Source organism: Nocardia sp. CDC519 (assembly GCF_059509835.1).
In genome coordinates this window covers 3,250,953-3,274,106 of record NZ_CM183377.1, presented here as the reverse complement: position 1 = coordinate 3,274,106, position 23,154 = coordinate 3,250,953, and the positions used below count along the sequence as shown (strand labels likewise).

The window sequence follows — 23,154 nt, the reverse complement described above, 5'->3', positions numbered from 1 at the left end:
CTCAGCGCAGGTCGCGAAAGAATTCGCGGATATCGGAGGTGAGCAGCACCGGCTCCTCGAGTGCGGCGAAATGGCCGCCGCGGTCGACGTCTATCCAGCGGGTGATCGTGTCGGCGGTGCCCGCGTACTTGCGGATCGCGACGTCGTGAGCGAACACGATCACGCCGGTGGGCACGCCCGAGTTCTGCTTCTGCGCACCCCAGGGTGCGTCCTGCGCGTACCCGACGTAGGCCGCGGTGCCGGCCGTCCCGGTGAGCCAGTACAGCATCACGTTGGTGAGCAGCCGGTCTCGATCGATGATCTTGTCGGGGTCGAGGGTGCGCGGGTGGGTCCATTCCCTGAATTTGTCCATGATCCATGCCAATTGACCGACCGGTGAGTCGACCAGCCCGTAGGCCAGGGTCTGCGGGCGGGTCGACTGGATCGCGATGTAGCCGAATTCCTCGTGCATGAACGCCTCGGTGCGGCGCACCCGATCGCGTTCGAGGTCGGTCAGCGTCGCCAGTTCTTCCTCCGCCAGCGGTAGCGGCAGGAAGTCGCCAACGCCGCCGTTGACGTGCACGCCCGCCACCCGATCCGGTGCCACGCGACCGACCTCCGGGCTCACCGCGGCGCCGATATCGCCGCCCTGCACGCCGTAGCGTTCATACCCGAGCCGCGACATCAACTCCGCCCACGCCGCCGCGATCCGCTGGACCGTCCAGCCGGCATCGGCGACCGGGCCGGAGAACCCGAAGCCGGGCAGCGACGGGATGACCACGTGGAACGCGTCGGCCGGATCGCCACCGTGCGCACGCGGGTCGGTGAGCGGGCCGATCAGCTCCAGGAATTCGACGATGGAACCGGGCCAGCCGTGGGTCAGGATCAGCGGGAACGCGCCCGGTTCGGGCGAGCGGACGTGCAGGAAGTGGATCAGCTGCCCGTCGATCTCGGTGGTGAACTGCGGGAGTTCGTTGAGTCCGCGTTCGGCCGCCCGCCAGTCGTACTCGTCGCGCCAGTAGGTGACCAGCTCGCGCAGCCAGCCGGTGGGCACGCCGGTATCCCAGTCGTCGCCGGGCAGCGATGCGGGCCAGCGGGTCGCGTCGAGCCTGCGGTGCAGGTCGTCGAGGTCGCTCTGCGGGATGTCGATCCGGAAGGGAGTGATGGTCATGGGAGCTACGGTAGGAGCCGGTTAGGACAGTTTCGGCCCTAACCGTGCGGCAGACTGAAAGTATGTGGGAAACGTCGGCGCGGCTCTTGCGTCTGCTGTCGCTATTGCAGATGCATCGCGAATGGACCGGCACCGATCTGGCCGCCGAACTCGGCATCGATATCCGCACCGTGCGCCGCGATATCGACAAGCTGCGCAACCTCGGATATCCGGTCGAAGCGGCGCGCGGCGTTGCCGGCTACCGGCTCGGTGCGGGCAGCCATCTTCCGCCGCTGCTGCTCGATGATGACGAGGCCGTCGCGGTCGCCATCGGCCTGCGCACCGCCGCCGGCGGGACCATCACCGGCATCGAGGACAGTTCGCTGCGAGCGCTGACGAAGCTGGAGCAGATGCTGCCCGCTCGGTTGCGTCATCGGGTGCGCACGCTGCTCGCGGCGACCGTCACCGTCGGCGCGGGTGGCCCGGCCGTCGATCCGGAGATCCTCACCGCCATCGCCGGCGCGATCCGCGACAAGCACCGCCTGCGCTTCGACTACCGAAGCCACGACGGCACCACGACATTGCGTATCACCGAACCACACCGACTCGCCCACACCGGCCGCCGCTGGTACCTCATCGCCTGGGACGTCGACCGCGCCGTCTGGCGCACCTTTCGCGTGGACCGGCTGCACCCGCGCACTCCCACCGGCCCACGTTTCACTCCACGCGAGGCTCCCGACGTCGACCTCGCCGGATATGTCTCCAGCAATGTGGCGGTGGCGCCGTACCGCTACGCGGCCCGGGTCACCATCGCCGTCCCCGCCGAGACCGCTGCCGACCGAATCCCGCCGACGATCGGCGCCATCGAACCGATCGACGCCGAATCCTGCACGCTACGCACCGGTTCCAACTCCCTCGACGAACTGGCGATCTACCTCGCCCTGTTCGATCTGCCATTCCGCATCCACGAACCCCCGGAGCTGATCGCCCGCGTCCGCGAACTCACCGCGCGGCTCAGCGCGGCCGTCGAGTAATCCGGCCGATGCAGTCCCTGCCCGGTGCTCGATCCCGCGCGCCGCGGCCGATGCATTCCCTCAGCCGACAAGATTCGTCCAGCCGCCCGGTACCGGCTGCTGGCAGGATGACTGCTCATGCGCTTCACAGTGCCTGCCATCGTGTCGATGGCAGCGATCCTGCTCACCGGATGTTCGCTCTTCCCGGAAGGACCCGACCAGAACGAGCGGGACAGTTGGTCGCGACGGATCGAGTCGGCCATCGAAGCCGTTCCGGGAGTGGCAGACGCGTCACATGTATTCGAATACGTCCCCTACGGCCCCAACTCGTACTACACGTCCCTGCTCGACGTGCGGCTCGAGGATGGCACCGCACCAGCCGACGCCGGGTCGGTGGTGCGTGTCATGGCCGCTCAGCCGCTACCACCGCACTACCGAGGCGACACGACAGTGGTCCAGATGGAACGGTTGACGGACTCCTATCACGGGTCTTGGGCCTTCGGACGGGACGTCGCACCGGAAGTCGACGCCGCGCACAACTGGGCCCGCCTCTCGCTGGCCGGCACCGGTGCGCAGATCCACTGGTCCGGGGTTCACGCCGTCGATGTCAGCGCCGGCTCCGAGGCGGAACCCTACCGAGCCACCGCGGCGATGCGACGAATCATCGCGGAGTTCCCGGAACTGGCGCCCAACCGCTGGACGGTCTCCCCCGTTCACGGGAAGAGCATGTCCGAGAACTACTCGAGGCTGGAACCCAGCGTGATCCACGCGGAGGGCCGCCGCCGTTTCCCATCGGGTAGCGAACTCGCACTGTGGGAATGGTTCCTGTCCGAGCAACCCACCTCGGCGATCGTCCGGGTGTCAGTATTCGATCCGCCCGACGCCACGGGCCGCACACTCGGCGTCCAGGTATTCCCGCCCGACGGAGCGGAACTCAGTGCCGCACAGGCGAGCCAACTCGCCGACCGGCACCTGCCCCACTTGTCCGAACGCGGCGGCGTGGTCGACTACACCATCATCACCCGCAGCGGCCCCACGTTCGCCGTCCTCGTCGGCGGCTGCCCAGCACCCCGCCTCGAGGTGGCACCGGAGTCGGAGCCGTACGCGCGTCGGTACGAACGGTGCTAGTGCCGAGGACGGGCGCCGATCCACGCGGTTCGATTACCCACCGAGGTGGAGCAATGGCTCGAATAGCGAGGGACTTCACGAATCACATTCTGACGCAGCGGATTACGTGAGACCGTCGAGTATCACATCCAGGCCGGCACTGAATTCGCGTTCCGGCGCGACGGTGCGAGCGTCGGCGGCCGTTTGCGCGAGGTAGGGGAACTCCTCGGACGATAGGGCGGCCATGGCGGCGGTGCCCGCCCCGGAGAGGGCGGCATAGTGCTCGTTCTGCAGGAAACCGAGTAGGTAGGCGATGAGGGTGCGTTGGGCGATGACGCGGTCGATGCCGGTGAGGCCGCCGTCGGTGAGCGTCGACAGCATGGCTTCGATCAGGCCGAGCGAAGCTCGGGCCGAATGCCGGTGCCGCAGGATCAGCGGCACGGTATCGGGGTGTTCGGCCGCGACGCGCCGGGTTCGGTCCAGCAGCAGGCGTATGCGGTCGCGCCAGCTCAGCTGCCGCGGCACGGTGAGGTCGACGGCGGCGAAGACGCGTTCGACCACGAGGACCTCGAGCGCCGTCCGGTCGGCGACATATCGATAGAGCGCCATGGTCGCCATGCCGAGTTCCTTGGCGACCGCGCGCATGGTGAGCCCCTCCAGACCGTCGCGATCGATCACGGCGAGAGCGGCGCCGGACAGATCGTCGGTGGTCAGCGAACGTGGGCGGGGCATGGATTGACAGCGTACGCGATACGCGCATACTGGTCGTAGGCGTACTTTGTACACTTAAGGAGTTCGGATGCCTTTCCCGTCCGCTGTCGCCGGCCGACAGCTCGTCACCATCACCGGCACACCGGTGCCGATTCCCGACCCCGACTGCCTGGTCCATCTGCAATTCCGCAGGTTCGCGGGCTGCCCGGTGTGCAGTCTGCATCTGCGGTCGGTCGTCGACCGGCTGGATGAGATCCACGCGGCGAATGTCCGCGAGGTCGTCGTCTTTCATTCCAGTGCCGAGGAGCTCCTGAAATACACCGCCGACCTGCCGCTGGCCGTGATCGCCGACCCCGGCCGCCGTCTCTACCGCGAGTTCGGTGTGGAATCCGCGCCCCGTGCCCTGCTCGATCCGCGTGCCTGGCCGACCATTCTCCGCGCCATCACCCGTGAGGTGCGTGCGTCTCGGACGCCGGGTCACGTTGCGCCGCCGGGCAAGCCGGAAGGAGGACGCCTCGGCCTGCCCGCTGATTTCCTCATCGCACCCGACGGCCGTGTCGTGGCGAGCAAGCATGGGGCGCACGCCGACGACCAGTGGTCGGTCGACGAACTTCTGTCCCATGCGACGAAGACCGAGGTGTACCGGTGAGCTTCGCTCGTCCTCGTCTCGCCCGCGGCGCCGCGCTGCTGTTCAGCGGCCTGCTCGGCGGCGCCTTTCTCTACGGTGGAACCAACGTGCTCTACGCCTTCCGCGAGGTGGCACCGGAGGTTCGTCTCAGTTTCCACACCGCGCTGATGTCGGCCAACAGCGTTGTCATGCAAGGCCTTATGGCTCTCACGTTCGCGGGATGCCTGGTTCTCGCGGTACGCGCCCGCGGAAGGGAGCGCTGGGTGGCCGGAGCAGCGACGATCGGCGCGGTCGCGGTCTTCCTCATCACTCGACTCGGCAATGTGCCGATCAACCAGGAGATCAAGGCGTGGGCGGTATCCGGACCGCCCGCGGACTACGCCGACGCCCTCGCCCGCTGGGAGGACTTCCACATCGCCCGTGTGGTGTGCGCCGTTGCGGTCTTCGTCCTCATCGTCATCACCACCCTGCTGTCCCCGAAGGAGATCCACTCATGATGACCATCGACCTCTACGTCTCCGATCCCACCCTGACCGGCGAGCGGGGCCACGCCCTCGCCGCGCACATACTGCACACGATCACCGCCGCGGATTCCGCGCCGGACGCGGTGCTGGCGCGCGCCCGCGAGTTCACCCACGTGCTCGTGCACCAGCCCGCCGCCTGGGCCACCGGTGGGCCGAGCCCGGCGGACGCACCGCGCTACCTGGCCCGGGTCACCGTCCCCGGATCGTGGGCGGGCCCGGGATTCGGCGACGGCATCATCCCCTTGATCACCGACGCCATCGCCGAGTTCGAGGGCGATCCGCAGCGGCTGCGCGACGACCCGCATTGCGTGGTGCAGATCCTCGGCGTGCGCGAACACAACCTCGGCACCGTCGGCCGCACCACCACCGCCACCGAACTCACCAAGATGATGACCGCCGATTACGACAGCGCGGCCGACACCCGCGAAGTACCCGAAGGTTATGGCGTCGACCCCGTCTGCGGCATGACCCTCGACATCGCCACCGCCGAATTCACCCTCACCCACAACGGTGAGACCCGGGTGTTCTGTGCCCCGGTCTGCCGCAAGGTGTACGTGGAAGAACACGCCCTCACCTGATCGATATCGCAACATTCGATCGCCGATCATCGACCCGCTCCGCCGCCACGGACGTGCGGAGCGGGCAGGCGAACTTCGGCCGACCTCAGGGCAGCAGCGTGCCCGGGTCGATCACGACCTCGAAGGGGCTACGCAAGGTGACCTTCTCCCCTGCCAGCACGCGATGCGTTTGTTCGTAAGTGTTATCGCTGCCGAGGACGTGGGCAAAGAGGACCGGCAGTTCCTCTCCCGGCAACCGGCCTTCGAAGGAGTTGATCTCGAATCGCCAATAGTTCGGGATCCCTGCGGCCGCGTAGAGCACGGGCTTGACCATGCGGTCCTGCAACGTCGTGGAGCCGGAAACAACCTCGACGGCCAGCTGGACGCGACTGGTACCCCTCGGCTGTCCATAGGGATGTCGCCTTGCCCGACGATGAGGTCCGGAACCGCTTCGTCCTCGCCGATCAGTATCCCGCCACCCTCGAGCACCACGAATTCCGACGGCGCCGTGCCGACCAGCGCTCACACCAGCCGTCGAATCAGCGTTTGATGACGAGGCTCGGGTGCCGCACTGACCACGAGCTGACCGTTGAGCACCTCGTAGCGCAGTCCGTTCTCCGGTCGGCCGCCGAGATCGGCAGCAGTCCAGCGGCCCGCACCCGCAGCAGGTTTGAGCATGCAACGCACCTCCTACCGACCGCGAATGCAGCCGGCAATCGACCCGTCGTGTCGTCGACAGCCGAGTACCGCGTTCGACCACGACACAGGCTGAAACACTGTGGGCGCGCACTCGAGTCGACATCCTGGCGCCCTCGGGAATTCTGCGTAGCCTTGTCCGGTTCGAGCCGGTGGGGCGCCACGATCATCGCCCCATCGGCCTCGAACCGCGACTACTGTTCGCCGATGATCCGGACGTCACCCGCCCCGTCGATCACCTCGCCCGGCACCACGAACCAGTGCGTTACTTCCCCGTCCGCGATGTCGTCGGCGGGGTCCGCGTCGGTCGGGAGGACCGAGAGGGCGCCGGCGGTGGCGGAGGCCAGGAACTCGTCGACGGCTGCCCGGCCGGTGCCCGCCGTGGTGAAGGTGGCCGACTCGTAGTCGATCTCGTTCACCTCGCGCAGGTGTTCGGCGCGGTCGAGGGCCTGGGTTTGGGTCAGGACCACGGGTGCGCCCTCCGTGAGCAGCACGAAGGCCGGGTGGTCTTCGCCGAGCGGGCGGGCCCGGTCGGCGTAGGAGACCGGGTGGCCCGGGGCGGCGGCGAGTTCGGTGGCGATCGCGGGGTCGGCCGGGTCGAGGCCCGGCAGGCCGCCGGTCGCACCGATCACGAAAGCCGCTCCGGCGGTGGTGATCTCGTCGGCGGTGCGGCCGGTGGCGAAGAGCAGGGCGGCACCCGCCTTCTGGACCGCCCAGGCCGCCACCACGGCATCCACCGAACGCGGCAGGGTCACCGCGACGACGTCACCTGGCCCCACCTCGCGGGCGATGAGCAGCCGCGCCAGTTGCGAGGACCGGCGGTCCAGCTCCTGGTAGGCGATCTCGGCATCACCGGCCAGCAGCGCGGGCGCCTGCGGATCTTCCTCGACGACCTCGGCCAGCACCTTGGCCACCGTCCTGGCACCGACCCGGCCGACCGGCTCGGGTGCGGCGGTCGCGGCGGCGACCCCGGAGTCGGCGAGCAGTTGCGCCCGCTCCCCGGCATCGAGGATGTCGATATCGCCGACGAGCGCGGCCGGGTCGCCGACGAGCGCGTCGAGCACCCGCTGCAACCTGGTGGACAGCACCTCGACCTCGTCGGCGGTGAACCGGCTGCGCAGGTACTTCAGCGTCAGCTCGATGGTCGCCTCGGCGGTCACCAGCAGGGTCAGCGGGTAGTGCGTGGCGTCGTTGACGCCGACACCGGTCACCGACATGCCGTCGATGGAGCTGGCCGCCGAAATGGCCTCCTTGTCCATCGGATACGACTCGAACACCAGCAGTGTGTCGAACTGCGAGGCCGGTCCGGCCACCCGCTGGATATCGGTCAGTCCGACGTAGTGGTGGTCGAGCAGATCGGCCTGCTCGTGCTGCAGGGTCTCCAGCAGTTCGCCGACGTTCTGCCGATCATCGATGCGCACCCGCACGGGCAGCGTATTGATGAACAGACCGACCATCGACTCCACGCCGGGCAGCTCCGCAGGCCGGCCCGACACCGTCGCGCCGAACACCACGTCGCCGCGGCCGGTGAGCCTGCCGAGCAGGATGCCCCACGCGGCCTGCACCAGCGTGTTCACCGTGACGCCCAGTTCGGCGGCGTGCTTGGTGAGCTTGCGGGTGCGGTCGGCGTCGATCTCGGTGATCAGCTTGCCGATCGAGTAGTCCTCGGTTCCGCGCGGCTGCGGCGCCAGCTGGGTCGGCTCGCCGAGCCCGTCGAGCGCCCGCGCCCAGGCCCGCAGCGATTCCTCGCGGTCGCGTCCGGCGAGCCAGCCGAGGAAGTTGCGGTAGGAGGCCACCCGCGGCAGCGCGGTCTGATCACCGCGCACCGCGTACAGCACCAGCAGATCCCGCATGAGCAGCGGCATCGACCAGCCGTCGAGCAGGATGTGGTGGGTGGTGATCGCCAGATGCCACTGCGTCTCGCCGGTGCGGAACAGGGTGAACCGCATCAGCGGCGGCACCGCCATATCGAAGTGCGTGGCCTGATCGGCGGCGATCCGGCGCTGCAATTCGCCGAGGCGCTCGGCCTCGGGCAACTCCCGCAGGTCCACCTCGGTCCACGGTGCCTCGACCCGGTCCAGCACCACCTGCACCGCCTGCCCCGACGAATCGGTGACGAAGGCCGTGCGCAGGTTCGGGTACCGGTCGATGATGCCCTGCGCCGCGGCGCGCAGTCGCGAAACATCCAGGCTGCCACCGAGATCCACCACGGCCTGCATGGTGTAGACGTCGACGGTGGCCTGCGTCATCAGTGCGTGGAACAGCAGGCCCGACTGCAACGGCGACAGCGGCCACACCTCGGACAGCGCCGGGAACTCGCGCTCCCACTGCTCCAGATCGCTCTGGCCGACATGCACCAGCGCCATATCCGATGGTGTGAAACCACCGGCGTCGGGGCGGCGGGCATGCGCGGCGAGCGCCTCGAGCGCCGCCACCCAGAGGTCGGCGAACTCGCGCACCTGTTCGCGGGTGAGCAGCCCGGACGGGAACGCCAGCGACGCGCCCAGCTCCGGTCCGTCCGCGCCGTCGGTGACGATCGCGTTGATGTCGAGCACGGCGTTGGCGGGCATATCCCGGTCCATCTCGACATCGAGGCGGCCCAGATCGTCCACCGGCACCCAGCCGACCTCGGCGAGCTCCTCGGGGATCTCACCGGCCGACATCCGGCCCAGATAGTTGAAGCTGATCTGGCCGGTGGAACCGCCGGCGAGCTGCGTGCCGGTCTCGTCGTTGAGGTAGCGCAGCATGCCGTAGCCGAGGCCCTTGTCGGGCACGGCGAGCAGCTGCTCCTTGACCGACTTGACGATCGCGCCGAGCGCGGCGCCGCCGGCGAAGGCGTCGTCGAGATCGGCGTCGCCGAGGGCCAGCCGCACCGGGTAGGCCGCGGTGAACCAGCCGACCGTGCGGGACAGATCCGCGCCGGGCACGACCTCTTCCTCACGACCGTGGCCCTCGAGCTTGACCAGCGCCGCGTCCCCACCGCGCCAGCGCGCGACGGCCATGGCCAGCGCCGACAGCAGGCCGTCGTTCACACCGCCGCGGTACAGGCTCGGCACCGCGGTGAGCACGGCATCGGTGACCTCGGCCGACAGCGACACCTCGACCCGCTCCACGGTGGCGAAGGTGTCGACCTCGGGGTCGAACGCCCGCGCGCCCAGCTGCGGATCGGGTGTGGCCGTGACCTCCTGCCAGAACGGCAGTTCCGCGACCCGCTCGGGTTCGGCGGCCGCGTCGACCAGGCTGTGCGCCCAGCGCCGCATGGACGTGCCGTTGGCAGGCAGGTTCACCGGCTGACCGGCGGCCAGCTGCGACCACGCCACCGCGAAGTCCGGGATCAGGATGCGCCAGGACACGCCGTCGACCACGAAGTGGTGGGCGACGATGAGCAGCACATCGCGGCGGTCGCCGGCGAAGGCGAACCAGACGAACTGCGCCATCGCGGCACCGGCCGGATCCAATCGGCCGAGGGCGGCGTCGAATTCGGCGGTGGCCAGCTCGGTGAGTTCGGCCTCGCTGATGTCCGCTGGCGCGTCGACCCGGTGCACCAGCGCGTCGACGTCGACCGCGCCGCGTTCCAGCGCCTCGAACGCCCACGACTCGCCGGCGCGACGCAACCGCGAGCGCAGCACGTCATGGTGGTCGAACACGGCCGCGATGGTGGCGACCAAGGTCTGCCGGTCGATGCCTTCGGGCAGCCGCAACGCCATGGACTGCGAGAACCGGTCGAACGACGAGCCGCTCGACAGGATCTGCGCCATGATCGGCGTCAGCGGGATGTCACCGACACCGCCGCCGGGCAGCTCCTCCAGGCTGATCTGGCCCGGTGCCGCGCCGAGCGTGGCGACCTCGGCCAGCGCGGCCACACTGCGCCGCTCGAACACGTCACGCGGGCTGAACACCACACCGCGCGCCTTGGCCCGCGACACCAGCTGGATGGACAGGATCGAGTCGCCGCCGAGGGCGAAGAACGAATCGTCCACGCCGATCTGATCCACGCCGAGCACCTCGGCGAACACCTCGGCGATGATCGCCTCGACCTCGGTGACCGGGGCCCGGAATTCGCGCGGGGCGAGCTGTGGTTCCGGCAGCGCCTTGCGGTCGAGCTTGCCGACCGGGGTCAACGGGATCTCGTCGAGCACCACGATCGCCGACGGCACCATATGCGGCGGCAACGAGCGCGAGACGAACTCGGTGAGCCGCTCGGTGTCGATCTCGTGGCCCGGCGTCGCGAGCACATAGGAGACCAGGATCGTCGCGCCCGCGTCGGTGTCGCGGCCGAGGGTGATCGCGAACTCCACGTCGGGGTGCCTGCCGAGCGCGGTGTCGATCTCGCCGAGCTCGACGCGGAAGCCGCGGATCTTCACCTGGAAGTCCGAGCGTCCGACGTAGTCGAGTTCCCATCGCACGGTGTCCACCGCGGCATTGCCCGCCCGCTGTTCGGGATCGGCGTACCAGCGCACCACGTCACCGGTGCGGTACATGCGCGCACCCTCGCTGCTCCACGGGTTGGCGACGAACCGGTCCGCGGTGAGGTCGGGGCGGTTGTGGTAGCCGCGCGCCAGCGCGCCACCGGCCAGGTAGAGCTCGCCTGCCACACCCGGCGGCACCGGGTTCAGGCGGGCGTCGAGCACCAGCGCGGTCATGCCGTGCACCGGGAAACCGATGGTGACGTGGCGGCCCGCGGTCAGGCGCGCGTAGGACGAGATGATCGTCGTCTCGGTGGGTCCGTAGGCGTTGAAGTACTTACGGCCCGGCTCCCACTTGGCCAGCAGTTCCTGCGTGGTGACGTCACCGCCGACGGAGACGACCTCGAGTTCGTCCAGACCCTCGGGATCGACCGTGCCGAGCACCGCCGGGGTGATGACGGTGTGCGTCACCCGCTCGGCGCGCAGCAGCTCGGCCAGGTCGGGCCCGCCGATGATGTGCGACGGCACGATCACCAGGGTCGCGCCGGTGTAGTGGGTGACCACCCACTCCAGCACCGACGGATCGAAGCTCGGCGAGCAGATGTGCAGGAACCGGTGGTGCGATTCCAGGTGGTACAGATCCGCCGCGACGTCGGCCAGTCCACCGATACCGGCGTGGGTGACCATGACGCCCTTGGGCAGACCGGTCGAGCCGGAGGTGTAGATGACGTAGGCCGGGTGCCGCATGGCCAGCGAGCTGATCCGGTCCTCATCGGTGACCGGTGCGGGCGACCGCGCGTCGATCAGCTCATCGGTGGCCGGATCGTCCAGGCACAGCCACTCGACCTCGTGCGGCAGCCGGTCCAGGTACTGGCGCGCGGTCAGGCCGAGCACGGCACCGGAGTCGGTCACCATGTGGCGCATCCGGTCTTCCGGATACGTCGGGTCGACCGGCACGTGCGCGCCGCCGGCCTTGGCCACCGCCCAGAACGCGGCCACCATCTCGTAGGAGCGCGGGAACGACAGCGCGACGATGCGCTCCGGCCCGACCCCACGCTCGATGAGCACCCGCGCCAGCCGCGAGGAGTACTCGTCGAGCTCGCGGTAGGTGATGGAGCGGCCCTCGTAGCGCACCGCGATCTGGTCCGGGTTCAGCCGGGCGCCATGGGTGAGCAGATCCGGCAGCAGGCCGGTGGCCATCACGTCTTCGCCGTGCACGTGCGTCAGCAGCTCGTATTCGGCGTCGGCCAGGATCGCCAGATCGCCCACCGGCTGTTGCGGTGCGGCGGTGATGGATTCGAGCAGCCTGGTGAAGCGCTGCGCGAACACCTCGACGGTGGCGTCGTCGAACAGGTCACGCGCGAAGGAGAACTCGGCGTACATGCCTGCGGCGTCGTCGCCCGCGGCCTCGCGGATGGTCAGCGACAGGTCGAACTTGGCGGTGTCGACGTCGAAATCGACGGCTTCGACATGCAGGCCGGGCAGCTCGAAGCTGTTGTCCGGCAGGTTCTCGAACGACAGCGCCACCTGGAACAGCGGATGCCGCGCGGTCGAACGCTCCGGGTTGAGCAGTTCCACCAGCCGCTCGAACGGCAGATCGGCGTGCGCGAACGCCTGCAGATCGGCGTCCTTGGTCGCGGCGAGCAGCTCACCGAAGGTGAGTTCACCGCGCACATGCGAACGCAGCACCAGCGTGTTGACGAACATGCCGATGACGTCGTCGAGTTCGGCCTCGCCGCGACCGGCGATCGGGGTGCCGATGGCGATGTCGTCGGTGCCCGACATGCGCGCGAGGAACACCGCGAGCGCGGCGTGCACGACCATGAACATGGTCGCGTTCTGCTCCCTGGCCACCTCGGCGAGCCTGCGATGCAGCTCGGCCTCGATCGGGAACACCACCCGGCCACCGGCGAACGACTGTGCTGTCGGACGGGTGCGGTCGGCGGGCAGGTTCAGCTCGTCGGGCAGTCCGGCCAGCGTGGCGCGCCAGTACTCGGCCTGCTGGCTGATCAGGCTGTCCGGATCCGATTCCGAGCCGAGCACCTCGCGCTGCCAGATGCTGAAATCGGCGTACTGCACCGGCAGCGGCGCCCAGCCCGGCTCGACACCGTTCGCGCGAGCCGCGTAGGCGACCATGACGTCGCGGGTGAGCGGGCCCATGGACCAGCCGTCGGCGCTGATGTGATGAGCGACGAACACCAGCACATAGTCGGTGCCGTCCACCTGGAACAGCTTGGCGCGCAACGGCACTTCCACCGTCACGTCGAAGCCCGCGGAGATCACCTCGACGATCCGCTCGCGCAGTTCGCCTGCGCGCACAGCGACGGGCGTCAGATCCGGCACCGCCTGGTCGGCGGGCAGGATCACCTGGTGCGCGGCGCCACCCTGTTCGGGGTAGACGGTGCGCAGGGTCTCGTGCCTGCCGACGACGTCGGCGACGGCCAGCTGCAATGCCGCCACATCGAGGTCGCCGCTCAACCGCACCGCGACCGGGATGTTGTTGACGGCCGAGGCGGTATCGAACTGGTTGAGGAACCACATCCGCTGCTGGGCCAGCGACAACGGCACCTGCTCCGGACGCGGGCCCGCCACCAGCGCGCGGCGGCCACCGGCGCCGGCATGCTGTTCGACCTTGACCGCGAGACCGGCGACGGTGGACGCCTCGAACAACGTCCGCACCGGCACCCGCGCATCCAGCGCCGCACCCAACCGGGCCGCGACCTGGGTGGCCAGCAGCGAGTTACCGCCGAGGGCGAAGAAATCGTCGTCGGCGCCGACCCGCTGCACGCCGAGGACCTCGGTGAACACACCGGCCACGATCTCCTCGATCGGGGTCGACGGCGCACGGAACTCCTGCACCTCGAACTCCGGCTCCGGCAGCGCCTTGCGGTCGAGCTTGCCGTTGACGTTCAACGGCAGCGCGTCGAGCACCACGAAGGCCGCGGGCACCATGTACGACGGCAGCGCCGCCGCCAGCGCCGACTTCACCTGCGCCACATCGAGACCGCCGCGCTGCCGTTCCAGCCCGACCTCGTCCACATGCGCGGCCACACCGGAGGCGGGCACCAGGTAGGCCACCAGACGATCGCCGGTGCGCGGATCGGACTTGGCCACCACCGCGGTCTGCGCGACCTCCGGCATGGCCAGCAGCGCCGCTTCGATCTCGCCGAGTTCGATGCGGAAACCGCGGATCTTCACCTGGAAGTCGGTGCGACCGCGGTACTCCAGCTCACCGGCGCGGTTCCAGGCCACCAGGTCACCGGTGCGGTACATGCGCTCACCGGTGCCGAACGGGTTGGCCACGAACCGTTCCGCGGACAGGTCCGCGCGGCCGAAGTAGCCGCGCGCCAGCTGCGCACCGGCCAGGTACAGCTCACCGGCCACACCGTCGGGCACCGGGTTCAGCCGGGCGTCCAGCACGTAGACCTGGCTGTTCCACTGCGGCACACCGATCGGCACCGAGGCGATATCGGCCGCGCCGACCCGGTGGGTGGTGATCGAGACCGCGGCCTCGGTGGGGCCGTACAGGTTGAACAGCTCGGTGCGCGGATGCGACTCGCGGAACCGCTGGGCCAGCGAACCGGGCAGCGCCTCACCGATGGCCAGCACCCGCCACAGCGAATCCGGCAGCTCACCGGTCAGCAGCGCGTCCAGCATGGACGGCACCGCGTGCAGGGTGGTCACCCATTCGCGGGCCATCAGCTCGTTCAGGTACGCCGGGTCGCGATGGCCGTCGGGCGCGGCGATGACCAACCGGCCACCGCAGACCGCCGCCGACCAGAACTCCCACACCGACAGGTCGAAGGTCGCCGCGGTCTTCAGCAGCACCGCGTCCGCGGCGTCCAGCCCGAATTCGGCCACCTTGTACTGCAATTGGTTCGCGATCGCCGCATGCGGCACCGCGACACCCTTCGGGCGGCCGGTCGAACCGGAGGTGAAGATGACGTAGGCGGTGTGCTGCGGCAGCAGCGGCGCCACCCGATCGGCGTCGGTGACCGGCGCCTCGCTCAGCGCGGACAGGTCCAGCGCATCGAGCGAGATGACCGGCGCCAGTTCGGAATCGAAGCCGGCGTCGGCGTTGGTCAGCACGCACACCGGTGCGGCCGTCTCCAGGATGTAGCCGGTGCGCTCGGCCGGCTGATCCGGATCCAGCGGCACATAGGCGCCACCGGACTTGGTCACCGCGTACATGGCGACCACCAGATCCACCGAACGCCGCAGCGCCAGCGCCACCCGCGACTCGGGGCCGACCCCGAGCGAGATCAGGTGCCGGGCAAGGCGGTTCACGCGGGAGTCGAGTTCACCGTAGGCGAGCTGGGCGCCGTCATCAGTGACCAGCGCGACCGACTTCGGCGCCGCCGCCACCGTGGCATCCAGCAGCGAGGCCAGCGTGGCCTCGGTGTCGACCCGCTGCTCGGTCGCATTGCGGCCCGCCACCAGACGGGTGCGCTCGGCGCTGTCGAGCAGTTCGATATCGCCGACCGGGGTGCGCGGCGCGGCGACGATCTCGCCGAGCAGGCGGGCGAAACGGTCCACGAAGCCCTGCACCGTGCCGTGATCGAACAGATCGGTGGCGTAGGTGAAGAAGCCGGTGATGCCGGCGGGCTCACCCGCGTCGCCGTAGCGGTCGGTGGCGATCAGGTGCAGGTCGAACTGGGAGAGCTGGGTGTCGATATCCAGCCCCGACACCGCGAGGCCCGGCAGTTCCAGGCTGGCCTGGGCCAGGTTCTGGAACGACAGACCCACCTGGAACAGCGGATGCCGCGCGGTCGAGCGCACCGGGTTGAGCACCTCGACCAGGCGCTCGAACGGCACGTCGGCATTGGCGAAGGCCTGGATGTCGATATCGCGCTGCCGGTTGAGCAGCTCGGTGAACGGCTCGCCTGCGTCCACGCGGGTGCGGAACACCAGTGTGTTGACGAACATGCCGATCAGGTCGTCGAGCACGGCCTCACCGCGACCGGCCATCGGGGTGCCGATGGCGATGTCGTCGGTGCCCGACAGCCGCGACAGCAGCACCGCGAGGGCGGTGTGCACGACCATGAACAGCGTCGCGCCCTCGGCACGGGCCAGTTCGATCAGCGCGCGGTGGGTGTCGGCGTCGACGTGCAGTTCCACCTTGCCGCCTGCGAAGGACTGCACGGCCGGACGCGGACGGTCCGACGGCAGATCCAGCTGATCGGGCAGCTCGGCGAGCGCGTCGGCCCAGTAGGCGACCTGCTTGGCGGCCAGCGACTTCGGATCGTTCTCGTCGCCGAGCAGCTCACGCTGCCAGATGCTGTAGTCGGCGTACTGCACCGCCAGCGGCGACCAGTTCGGCGCCTCGCCCACCGAGCGGGCGGCGTAGGCGGTCATCAGGTCCCTGGTCAGCGGGCCGACCGAGGACCCGTCGCCCGAGATGTGGTGCACGACCATGGCCAGCACGTATTCGCTGCGCGGCGCGCCGTTCTCGTCCGCGACCTGGAACAGTGCCAGGCGCATCGGCACCTCGGTGGTGACGTCGAAGATCGTCGAGGTCAGTTCCACCACGGCGGCTTCGATCTCGCCCGCCGGAATCACCCGTACATCCAGGCGCGGAATCGCCCGGTTCGGCGGCAGGATCACCTGCACCGGACCGCTGTCGTGCTGCGGGTAGACCGTGCGCAGGATCTCGTGCCTGGTGACCAGATCCGCGATCGCCGCACGCAGCGCCGCGACGTCCAGATCGCCGCTCAACCGCACCGCGATCGGCACGTTGTAGGCGGCCGAATCGGTGTCGAAGCGGTTGAGGAACCACATCCGCTGCTGGGCCAGCGACAGCGGGATCTCCGCCGGACGCGGGGCCGCGACCAGCGCCTTACGCCCGCCCGCTTCGGCGTGCTGCTCCACCCGCACCGCGAGCGCGGCCACCGTGGACGCCTCGAACAGCAGCCGCACCGGCACCCGGGTGTCGAGCGCCTCGCCCAGCCGAGCCGCCACCTGGGTGGCCAGCAGGGAGTTGCCGCCCCAGGCGAAGAAGTCGTCGTCGAGGCCGAGCCGCTTGTCTTCCGAATCCGGCCGTTCCGCGATCCGCAGCACGTCGGCGAACACATTCGCCACGATCTGCTCGATCGGGGTCACCGGGGCGCGGAACACCGCCTTCTCGAAGGTGGGCTCCGGCAGGGCCTTACGGTCCAGCTTGCCGTTGGCGTTCAACGGCAGCGCGTCGAGTTCGACCACCACCGACGGCACCATGTACGACGGCAGCTCCGCCGCCAGTGCCGCCTGCAACTGCCGCTGCTCGATCGCGCCGTCGGCGGACACCACGTAGGCGACGAGCCGGTCACCGATGTTCGGGTCGGTGTGCGCGAGCACCGCGGCGGCGGTGACGTTCGGCTGCCGCAGCAGCGCGGCCTCGATCTCGCCGAGTTCGATGCGGAAACCGCGGATCTTCACCTGGAAGTCGGTGCGGCCCCGGTATTCCAGCTCACCGTCGCTGTTCCAGGCGACCAGGTCACCCGTGCGGTACATGCGCTCGCCCGTGCCGAACGGATCGGCGACGAAGCGGTCGGCGGTCAGATCGGCGCGGCCGAAGTAGCCGCGCGCGAGCTGAGTACCCGCCAGGTACAGCTCACCGGACACGCCCACCGGCACCGGCCGCAGCCGGGCATCGAGCACGTAGACGCGGCTGTTCCATTCCGGGGCACCGATCGGCACCGACAGCTCGTCGGCCGTGCTGACGCGGTGGCTGGTGATCGACACCGCCGCCTCGGTCGGGCCGTACAGGTTGAACAGCGCGCTGTCGTTGCCTGCCAGGAACCGCTGCGCGGTCGCGGCGGGCAGCGCCTCACCGATGGCCAGCACCCGGCGCAGGCTCGCGGGCAGGTGCCCGCCGGACTCGGTGAGCAGCGCGTCCAGCATCGACGGCACCACATGCAGCGTGGTGACCTCGGTGCCGCGCATCAGTTCGTTGAGGTAGGACGGATCGCGGTGCCCGTCGGCGGTGGCGATCACCAGGCGCCCACCGCACACGGCGGCGGTCCAGAACTCCCACACCGACAGGTCGAAGGTCGCGGCCGTCTTCAGCAGGATCGCGTCGTCGGCGCCGAGCGCGTATTCGGCCGTCTCCCACAGCAACTGGTTGACGATCGCGCGGTGCGGCACCGCGACGCCCTTGGGCTGGCCGGTCGAACCGGAGGTGAAGATGACGTAGGCGGTGTGCGCCGCGGTCAGCTCCGTGCGCCGTTCGGCGGCGGTCACCGGTGTGGCGGCGACGCCGGACAAGTCCAGCTCGTCGATCCGCACGGCCTCGGCCGCATCGGTGCGGAAATCGTCGCGCGCGGTGGTCAGTACGCAGACCGGTGCCGCGGTGGCGAGGATGTAATCGGTGCGTTCGGCCGGCTGATCCGGGTCGATCGGCACATAGGCGGCGCCGGCCTTGGCGACGGCGTACATGGCGGTCACCAGATCGGCGCTGCGCCGGATGGCCAGCGCGACCCGGTCTTCCGGTCCGACACCGCGTCCGATGAGGTAGCGGGCCAGGCGGTTGACCTGGGCATCGAGCTCGGAATACGTCAGCCTCGCGAAGCGAGTCGATGAGGGGTGGTGGTCGGGCGACGGGTGGGCGACTTCGCGGATACCGGACGGCTCGTCGGCGACCAACGCCACGGCCTCCGGGGTGGCCGCGACGGTCGCATCCAGCAGCGACACCAGCGTGGCCGACGCATCGACCTCGTGCGCGGTGTCGTTCCACTCGGTGACGATGCGCTCGGTCTCCGCCGGCGCCAGCAGATCGATCTCGCCCACCGGCAGCGACGCGTCCTCGACCACGGCGTCGAGCACCCGCACGAAACGGTCGGCGAAGCTCTGCACCGTCGACTCGTCGAACAGGTCGATGGCGTAACCGAATTCGGTGATGATCTCGGCCGGCGTGCCGTCATCGGCGTACCGGTCGTACAGCGTGACGTGCAGATCGGTCTTGGCCAGCTGTGAATCGAAGTTCACCGCGCTCACCGAGAGGCCGGGCAGCTCGAAGGTGGTCTCGGCCAGGTTCTGGAACGACAGGCCCACCTGGAACAGCGGGTTGCGCGCGGTCGAGCGCACCGGGTTGAGCACCTCGACCAGGCGCTCGAACGGGACGTCGGCGTTGGCGAACGCCTCCAGGTCGCGTTCCTTCACATCGGCGAGCAGGTCGGTGAAGCGCGCGCCGGGCGTCACCGAGGTGCGGAACACCAGGGTGTTGACGAACATGCCGATCAGATCGTCGAGTTCGCGCTCACCGCGGCCGGCGATCGGGGTGCCGACGGCGATGTCATCGGTGCCCGACAGCCGCGACAGCAGCACCGCGAGCGCCGCGTGCACCACCATGAACAGCGAGGCGTTGTTGGCCCGCGCCAGTTCGTGCAGGCGGGCGTGCCGCTCGGGATCGATCTCGAACCGGATGGCCTTGCCGTGGAAGGACTGCGCGGGCGGGCGCGGCCGGTCGGCCGGCAGTTCCAGCTGATCGGGCAGATCGGCGAGAGTGTTCTTCCAGTACGCGACCTGCTTGGCGGCCAGCGACTCCGGATCGTCCTCGTCGCCGAGCACCGCGCGCTGCCACAGCGCGTAATCGGCGTACTGCACCGGCAGCGGCGCCCACTGCGGGGCGTCGCCGTGGACGCGGGCGACGTAGGCGGCCATGACGTCACGGGCCAGCGGGCCCATGGAGGAACCGTCGGCGGCCACGTGGTGCACGGTGAAGGCCAGCACATGGTCGTCGGTGGCGGCGCCGGTGTCGTCGGCGACGATGCGGAACAGCGCCACCGCAAGCGGCACCTCGACGGTGACGTCGAAGGTGGTCATGGCGAATTCGATGACCTTGGCGACCAGCTGCGATTCGGGCACCGCGATCACGGTCAGGTGCGGGGCGTGCCGCTCCGCCGAGCCGATCACCTGATGCGGACCGTCGGCCGAGCGCGGGTAGATGGTGCGCAGCACCTCGTGCCGGGCGAAGACGTCGCCGATGGCCTGTTCCAGCGCACCGACATCCAGGCGGCCCGACAGCCGCACCGCCAGCGGAATGTTGTCGACCGCTGAGGTCGCGGTGTCGAACTGGTTGAGGAACCAGTACCGCTGCTGGGCAGGCGAGAGCGGAATCCGTTCGGGCCGCTCCCCTGCCGTCAGCTCAGGGCGGGCCCGGCCGGAACCGGCGTTGCGCTCGACCCGGTTGGCCAGCGCGGCCACCGTGGACGCCTCGAACAGGTCGCGCACCGCCAGCTGGGTGTCCAGGGCCGCGCCGAGTCGCGCGGTGACCTGGGTGGCCAGCAGCGAGTTGCCGCCGAGGGCGAAGAAGTCGTCGTCCAGGCCGATCCTTGCCACGCCGAGCACATCGGCGAAGGTGCCGGCGACGATCTCCTCGATCGGGGTGGACGGCGCGCGGAACGCCTTGGCCTCGAACACCGGCGCGGGCAGCGCCTTGCGGTCCAGCTTGCCGGAGGCGTTGAGCGGGAACTGATCCAGCACCACGAAGGCCGTCGGCACCATGTAGGCGGGCAGTTCCGCGCCGAGCCGGGCGCGCACGCTCTCCAGGTCGATGCTCTGGCCCGCGGTGGCGACCAGGTAGCCGACCAACTGATCGCCGAGACGATCATCGGAGCGCACCAGCACGACCGCCTGGGCGATCTCGTCCAGCCCGGTCAGCGCGGCCTCGATCTCGCCGAGCTCGATGCGCAGGCCACGCAGCTTCACCTGGAAGTCGGTGCGGCCCAGGTACTCCAGCTCGCCGTCGGCGGTCCAGGCCACCAGATCACCGGTGCGGTACATACGCTCACCGGTGCCGAAGGGGTTGGCCACGAAGCGGTCCGCGGTCAGATCCGGGCGGGCCACATAGCCGCGCGCCAGCTGCACGCCGGCCAGATACAGCTCACCCGCGACGCCGGTGGGCACCGGGTTCAACCGGGCGTCCAGCACGTAGACCTGGGTGTTGAACACCGGCGCGCCGATCGGCACCGACACCGTGTCGGCCTCGGTCACCTCGTGGAAGGTGACGTCGACCGCGGCCTCGGTCGGGCCGTACAGGTTGTGCAGGCGGGCGCCGGTCAGTTCCTGCATCCGCTGCGCGGTGGCGGCGGGCAGGGCCTCACCCGAGGCGAAGACGTTGCGCAGGCTGGTGCATTCGTCCGCGCGTTCCTCGGCGACGAACACCGACAGCATCGACGGCACGAAGTGCGTGGTGGTGACCCGTTCGGCGGAGATGAGGTCGATCAGGTAGCCCGGATCGCGGTGCCCGTCCGGCTTGGCGACGACCAGGCGCGCGCCGACCTGCAAGGGCCAGAAGAACTCCCACACCGACACGTCGAAGGTGGACGGCGTCTTCTGCAACACCACATCGGTGGCGTCGAGCCCGTACGCCGACTGCATCCACACCAGACGGTTCACGATCGCGCCGTGCGAGACCGCCACACCCTTCGGACGACCGGTCGAACCGGAGGTGAAGATGACGTAGGCGGTATGCGTCGGCAGCAGCGCCGCGGTGCGCTCGGCATCGGTCACCGGTGCGGCCGAGTAGCCGGACAGGTCCAGCGCCTCGATCTCGAGCGCGGTGCGTTCGCCCGCGTCGAATTCGTCGGCCGCGGTGGTGAGCACACACACCGGGTCGGCGGTGTCGAGGACGTAGCGGGTGCGGTCGGCCGGGTGATCGGGGTCCAGCGGCACATAGGCGCCACCGGCGACGGTCACCGCGTACATGCCGACGACCAGTTCGATCGAGCGGCGCATACCCAGCGCGACATAGGTGTCCGGGCCGACCCCGAGCGAGATCAGATGCCGGGCCAGGCGGTTCACGCGCGCGCTGAACTGGGCATAGGTGAGGGTGGTCGCGGCGAAGGTGAGCGCGGGGGCATCCGGGGTGCGGGCGGCCTGCGCCTCGAACATCGCCACCAGCGTCGCGGGGTCGGTCGCGGACGGGCTCGCCGGCAGTGCGGCGGCCACGTCGAAGCCGGTCGCGTTCCATTCCCGCACCAGCCGCTCGCGCTCGCCGGTGGCCAGCAGATCGGTATCGCCGATCGCGGCCGCCGGTTCGGCCACGGCCGCACGCAGCAGCCGCAGCAGCCGCTCGGCCAGCGAGGCCACCGTATCGCGGTCGAACATATCGGTGGCATAAGCGAATTCGGCGCTCATACCGTCGGCGGCGTCGGTGAGGTTGAGATGCAGATCGAACTTCGCCGTCACCACATCCAGCGGCAGGCCCGCGACCTCGAGGCCGGGCAGCTCGAAGGTGGTCTCGCCGGTGTTCTGGAACGACAGCATCACCTGGAACAGCGGATGCCGCGCCTGCGAACGCGCCGGATTCAGGATCTCCACCAGCCGCTCGAACGGCAGATCCGCGTGCCCGAAGGCGGCGAGATCGGTTTCCCTGGTGCGGGCGAGCAACTCGGTGAACGGCTCGTCCTGGCGCACCTCGCTGCGCAGCACCAGGGTGTTGACGAACATGCCGATGGCGTCGTCGAGCGCGGCCTCACCACGGCCCGCGACGGCGGTGCCGATGGCGATGTCATCGCTGCCGGACAGGCGCGAGAGCAGCGCCGCGAAGGCCGCGTGCACCACCATGAACAGGCTGGCGCCGTGTGCGCGGGCCAGCGCGTCGAGCCCGCGCAGCAGTTCGGCGTCGATGCCGAACTCGTAGACCTCGCCACGGTTGGAGGCCACCGCCGGCCGGGAGCGGTCGGCGGGCAGATCCAGCTGCTCGGGCAGCCCGGCCAGGGTGTTCGACCAGAAGGCGACCTGCTGGGCGATCAGCGAGGACGGATCGTCCTCCGAACCGAGGGTGTCGCGCTGCCACAGCGCGAAGTCGGCGTACTGCACCGGCAGCGGCGCCCAGCCGGGCGCCTCGCCGCGGGTGCGGGCCGCGTAGGCCACCATCACGTCGCGAGCCAGCGGGCGCACCGACCAGCCGTCACCGGAGATGTGATGCACCACGAACACCAGCACGTGGGTCTCGGGGCCCTCGCCGTCCAGCACGTGGAACAGCTCGGCGCGCACCGGCACCTCGGCGGTGACGTCGAAGCCGGTGAGCACCAATTCGCTGATGCGGTCGGTGATCTCGGCCTGCGGGACGTCGACCGGGGTGAGATCGAGGCGATGCTGCCCGGCGGGCAGCACCACCTGCACACCCTGACCGTCGGCGGTCTGCGGGTAGACCGTGCGCAGCACTTCGTGCCGGTCGATCACGTCCGCGACGGCCAGCGCCAGCGCCTCGGTGTCGAGAGCGCCGGTCAGCCGGACCGCGAGCGGGATGTTGTTGACCGCGGTCTGGTTGTCGAAGCGGTTGAGGAACCACATGCGCTGCTGGGCCAGCGACAGCGGCACCTCGTCCGGGCGCGGCCCGGCGACGAGCGCGCGACGGCTGCCGGTACCGGCATGCGATTCCAGCTTGGCGGCCAGCGCGG

At 69.7% G+C, this 23,154-nt stretch carries 10 protein-coding genes and 1 pseudogene (1 of these 11 cut by a window edge); 5 read left to right on the top strand and 6 right to left on the bottom strand.

Going from position 1 to position 23,154, the window contains the following annotated elements; all coding sequences use genetic code 11:
- Position 1: 1 nt before the first annotated feature.
- Positions 2-1,150 (bottom strand): epoxide hydrolase family protein, encoded by a 1,149-nt coding sequence (locus AC5W7N_RS14485; RefSeq protein ID WP_495923997.1) that lies wholly within the window; start codon positions 1,148-1,150, stop codon positions 2-4.
- Positions 1,151-1,212: 62 nt separating this feature from the next.
- Here AC5W7N_RS14485 and AC5W7N_RS14480 point away from each other — a divergent pair, with 62 nt between their 5' ends.
- Together AC5W7N_RS14480 and AC5W7N_RS14475 are read left to right on the top strand one after the other, a co-directional pair.
- Positions 1,213-2,163, top strand: a complete 951-nt coding sequence (locus tag AC5W7N_RS14480) for a helix-turn-helix transcriptional regulator (RefSeq protein ID WP_495923995.1) — start codon at positions 1,213-1,215, stop codon at positions 2,161-2,163.
- A gap of 117 nt (positions 2,164-2,280) precedes the next feature.
- Positions 2,281-3,270, top strand: a complete 990-nt coding sequence (locus tag AC5W7N_RS14475) for a hypothetical protein (protein ID WP_195020050.1) — start codon at positions 2,281-2,283, stop codon at positions 3,268-3,270.
- A gap of 102 nt (positions 3,271-3,372) precedes the next feature.
- Here the strand turns inward: AC5W7N_RS14475 and AC5W7N_RS14470 are convergent, their stop codons facing one another.
- Positions 3,373-3,981: a TetR/AcrR family transcriptional regulator gene (locus AC5W7N_RS14470; RefSeq protein WP_163811176.1), complete on the bottom strand. Its 609-nt coding sequence runs from the start codon at positions 3,979-3,981 to the stop codon at positions 3,373-3,375.
- A 67-nt stretch (positions 3,982-4,048) separates the two neighbouring features.
- Between AC5W7N_RS14470 and AC5W7N_RS14465 the strand changes: the two genes are divergently transcribed.
- From AC5W7N_RS14465 to AC5W7N_RS14455, 3 genes are read left to right on the top strand one after another with little or no spacing between them, the layout of a single operon-like run.
- Positions 4,049-4,609: a peroxiredoxin-like family protein gene (locus AC5W7N_RS14465; RefSeq protein WP_163811173.1), complete on the top strand. Its 561-nt coding sequence runs from the start codon at positions 4,049-4,051 to the stop codon at positions 4,607-4,609.
- Positions 4,606-5,085: an anthrone oxygenase family protein gene (locus AC5W7N_RS14460; RefSeq protein ID WP_195020051.1), complete on the top strand. Its 480-nt coding sequence runs from the start codon at positions 4,606-4,608 to the stop codon at positions 5,083-5,085. Before AC5W7N_RS14465 ends, AC5W7N_RS14460 begins: the two co-directional genes overlap by 4 nt.
- Positions 5,082-5,690, top strand: coding sequence for an ATPase (locus tag AC5W7N_RS14455; RefSeq protein WP_195020052.1), 609 nt, complete (start codon positions 5,082-5,084; stop codon positions 5,688-5,690). The genes AC5W7N_RS14460 and AC5W7N_RS14455 overlap by 4 nt, the downstream gene beginning before the upstream one ends.
- An 85-nt stretch (positions 5,691-5,775) precedes the next feature.
- Here AC5W7N_RS14455 and AC5W7N_RS14450 read toward each other — a convergent pair whose 3' ends face one another.
- From AC5W7N_RS14450 to AC5W7N_RS14435, 4 genes and pseudogenes are all read right to left on the bottom strand, one after another.
- The gene (locus AC5W7N_RS14450; RefSeq protein ID WP_324197414.1) at positions 5,776-6,003 is read right to left on the bottom strand and encodes a hypothetical protein; all 228 of its coding nucleotides are present in this window, start codon (positions 6,001-6,003) and stop codon (positions 5,776-5,778) included.
- Positions 6,004-6,195, bottom strand: a pseudogene (locus AC5W7N_RS14445) (hypothetical protein); the annotation flags it as partial.
- On the bottom strand, positions 6,192-6,347 hold the full coding sequence (locus AC5W7N_RS14440; protein WP_228815154.1) for a hypothetical protein: 156 nt from the start codon (positions 6,345-6,347) through the stop codon (positions 6,192-6,194). The gene AC5W7N_RS14440 and the pseudogene AC5W7N_RS14445, both read right to left, overlap by 4 nt.
- A 212-nt stretch (positions 6,348-6,559) precedes the next feature.
- A protein-coding gene (locus AC5W7N_RS14435) for a non-ribosomal peptide synthase/polyketide synthase (protein WP_495923994.1) crosses the window boundary here: on the bottom strand, positions 6,560-23,154 show its 3' portion. 27,121 nt of this gene lie beyond the right edge of the window; only the last 16,595 of its 43,716 coding nucleotides appear in the window; its start codon lies off the right edge, out of view; it ends in the stop codon at positions 6,560-6,562.

Excerpts from the sequence above, each read along its gene's own strand:
- AC5W7N_RS14475 (WP_195020050.1), top strand. The coding sequence starts at position 2,281 with ATGCGCTTCACAGTGCCTGCCATCGTGTCGATGGCAGCGATCCTGCTC.
- AC5W7N_RS14455 (WP_195020052.1), top strand. The coding sequence starts at position 5,082 with ATGATGACCATCGACCTCTACGTCTCCGATCCCACCCTGACCGGCGAG.
- AC5W7N_RS14440 (WP_228815154.1), bottom strand. The coding sequence starts at position 6,347 with ATGCTCAAACCTGCTGCGGGTGCGGGCCGCTGGACTGCTGCCGATCTC.
- AC5W7N_RS14450 (WP_324197414.1), bottom strand. The coding sequence starts at position 6,003 with ATGGTCAAGCCCGTGCTCTACGCGGCCGCAGGGATCCCGAACTATTGG.
- AC5W7N_RS14465 (WP_163811173.1), top strand. The coding sequence starts at position 4,049 with ATGCCTTTCCCGTCCGCTGTCGCCGGCCGACAGCTCGTCACCATCACC.
- AC5W7N_RS14485 (WP_495923997.1), bottom strand. The coding sequence starts at position 1,150 with ATGACCATCACTCCCTTCCGGATCGACATCCCGCAGAGCGACCTCGAC.
- AC5W7N_RS14480 (WP_495923995.1), top strand. The coding sequence starts at position 1,213 with ATGTGGGAAACGTCGGCGCGGCTCTTGCGTCTGCTGTCGCTATTGCAG.
- AC5W7N_RS14470 (WP_163811176.1), bottom strand. The coding sequence starts at position 3,981 with ATGCCCCGCCCACGTTCGCTGACCACCGACGATCTGTCCGGCGCCGCT.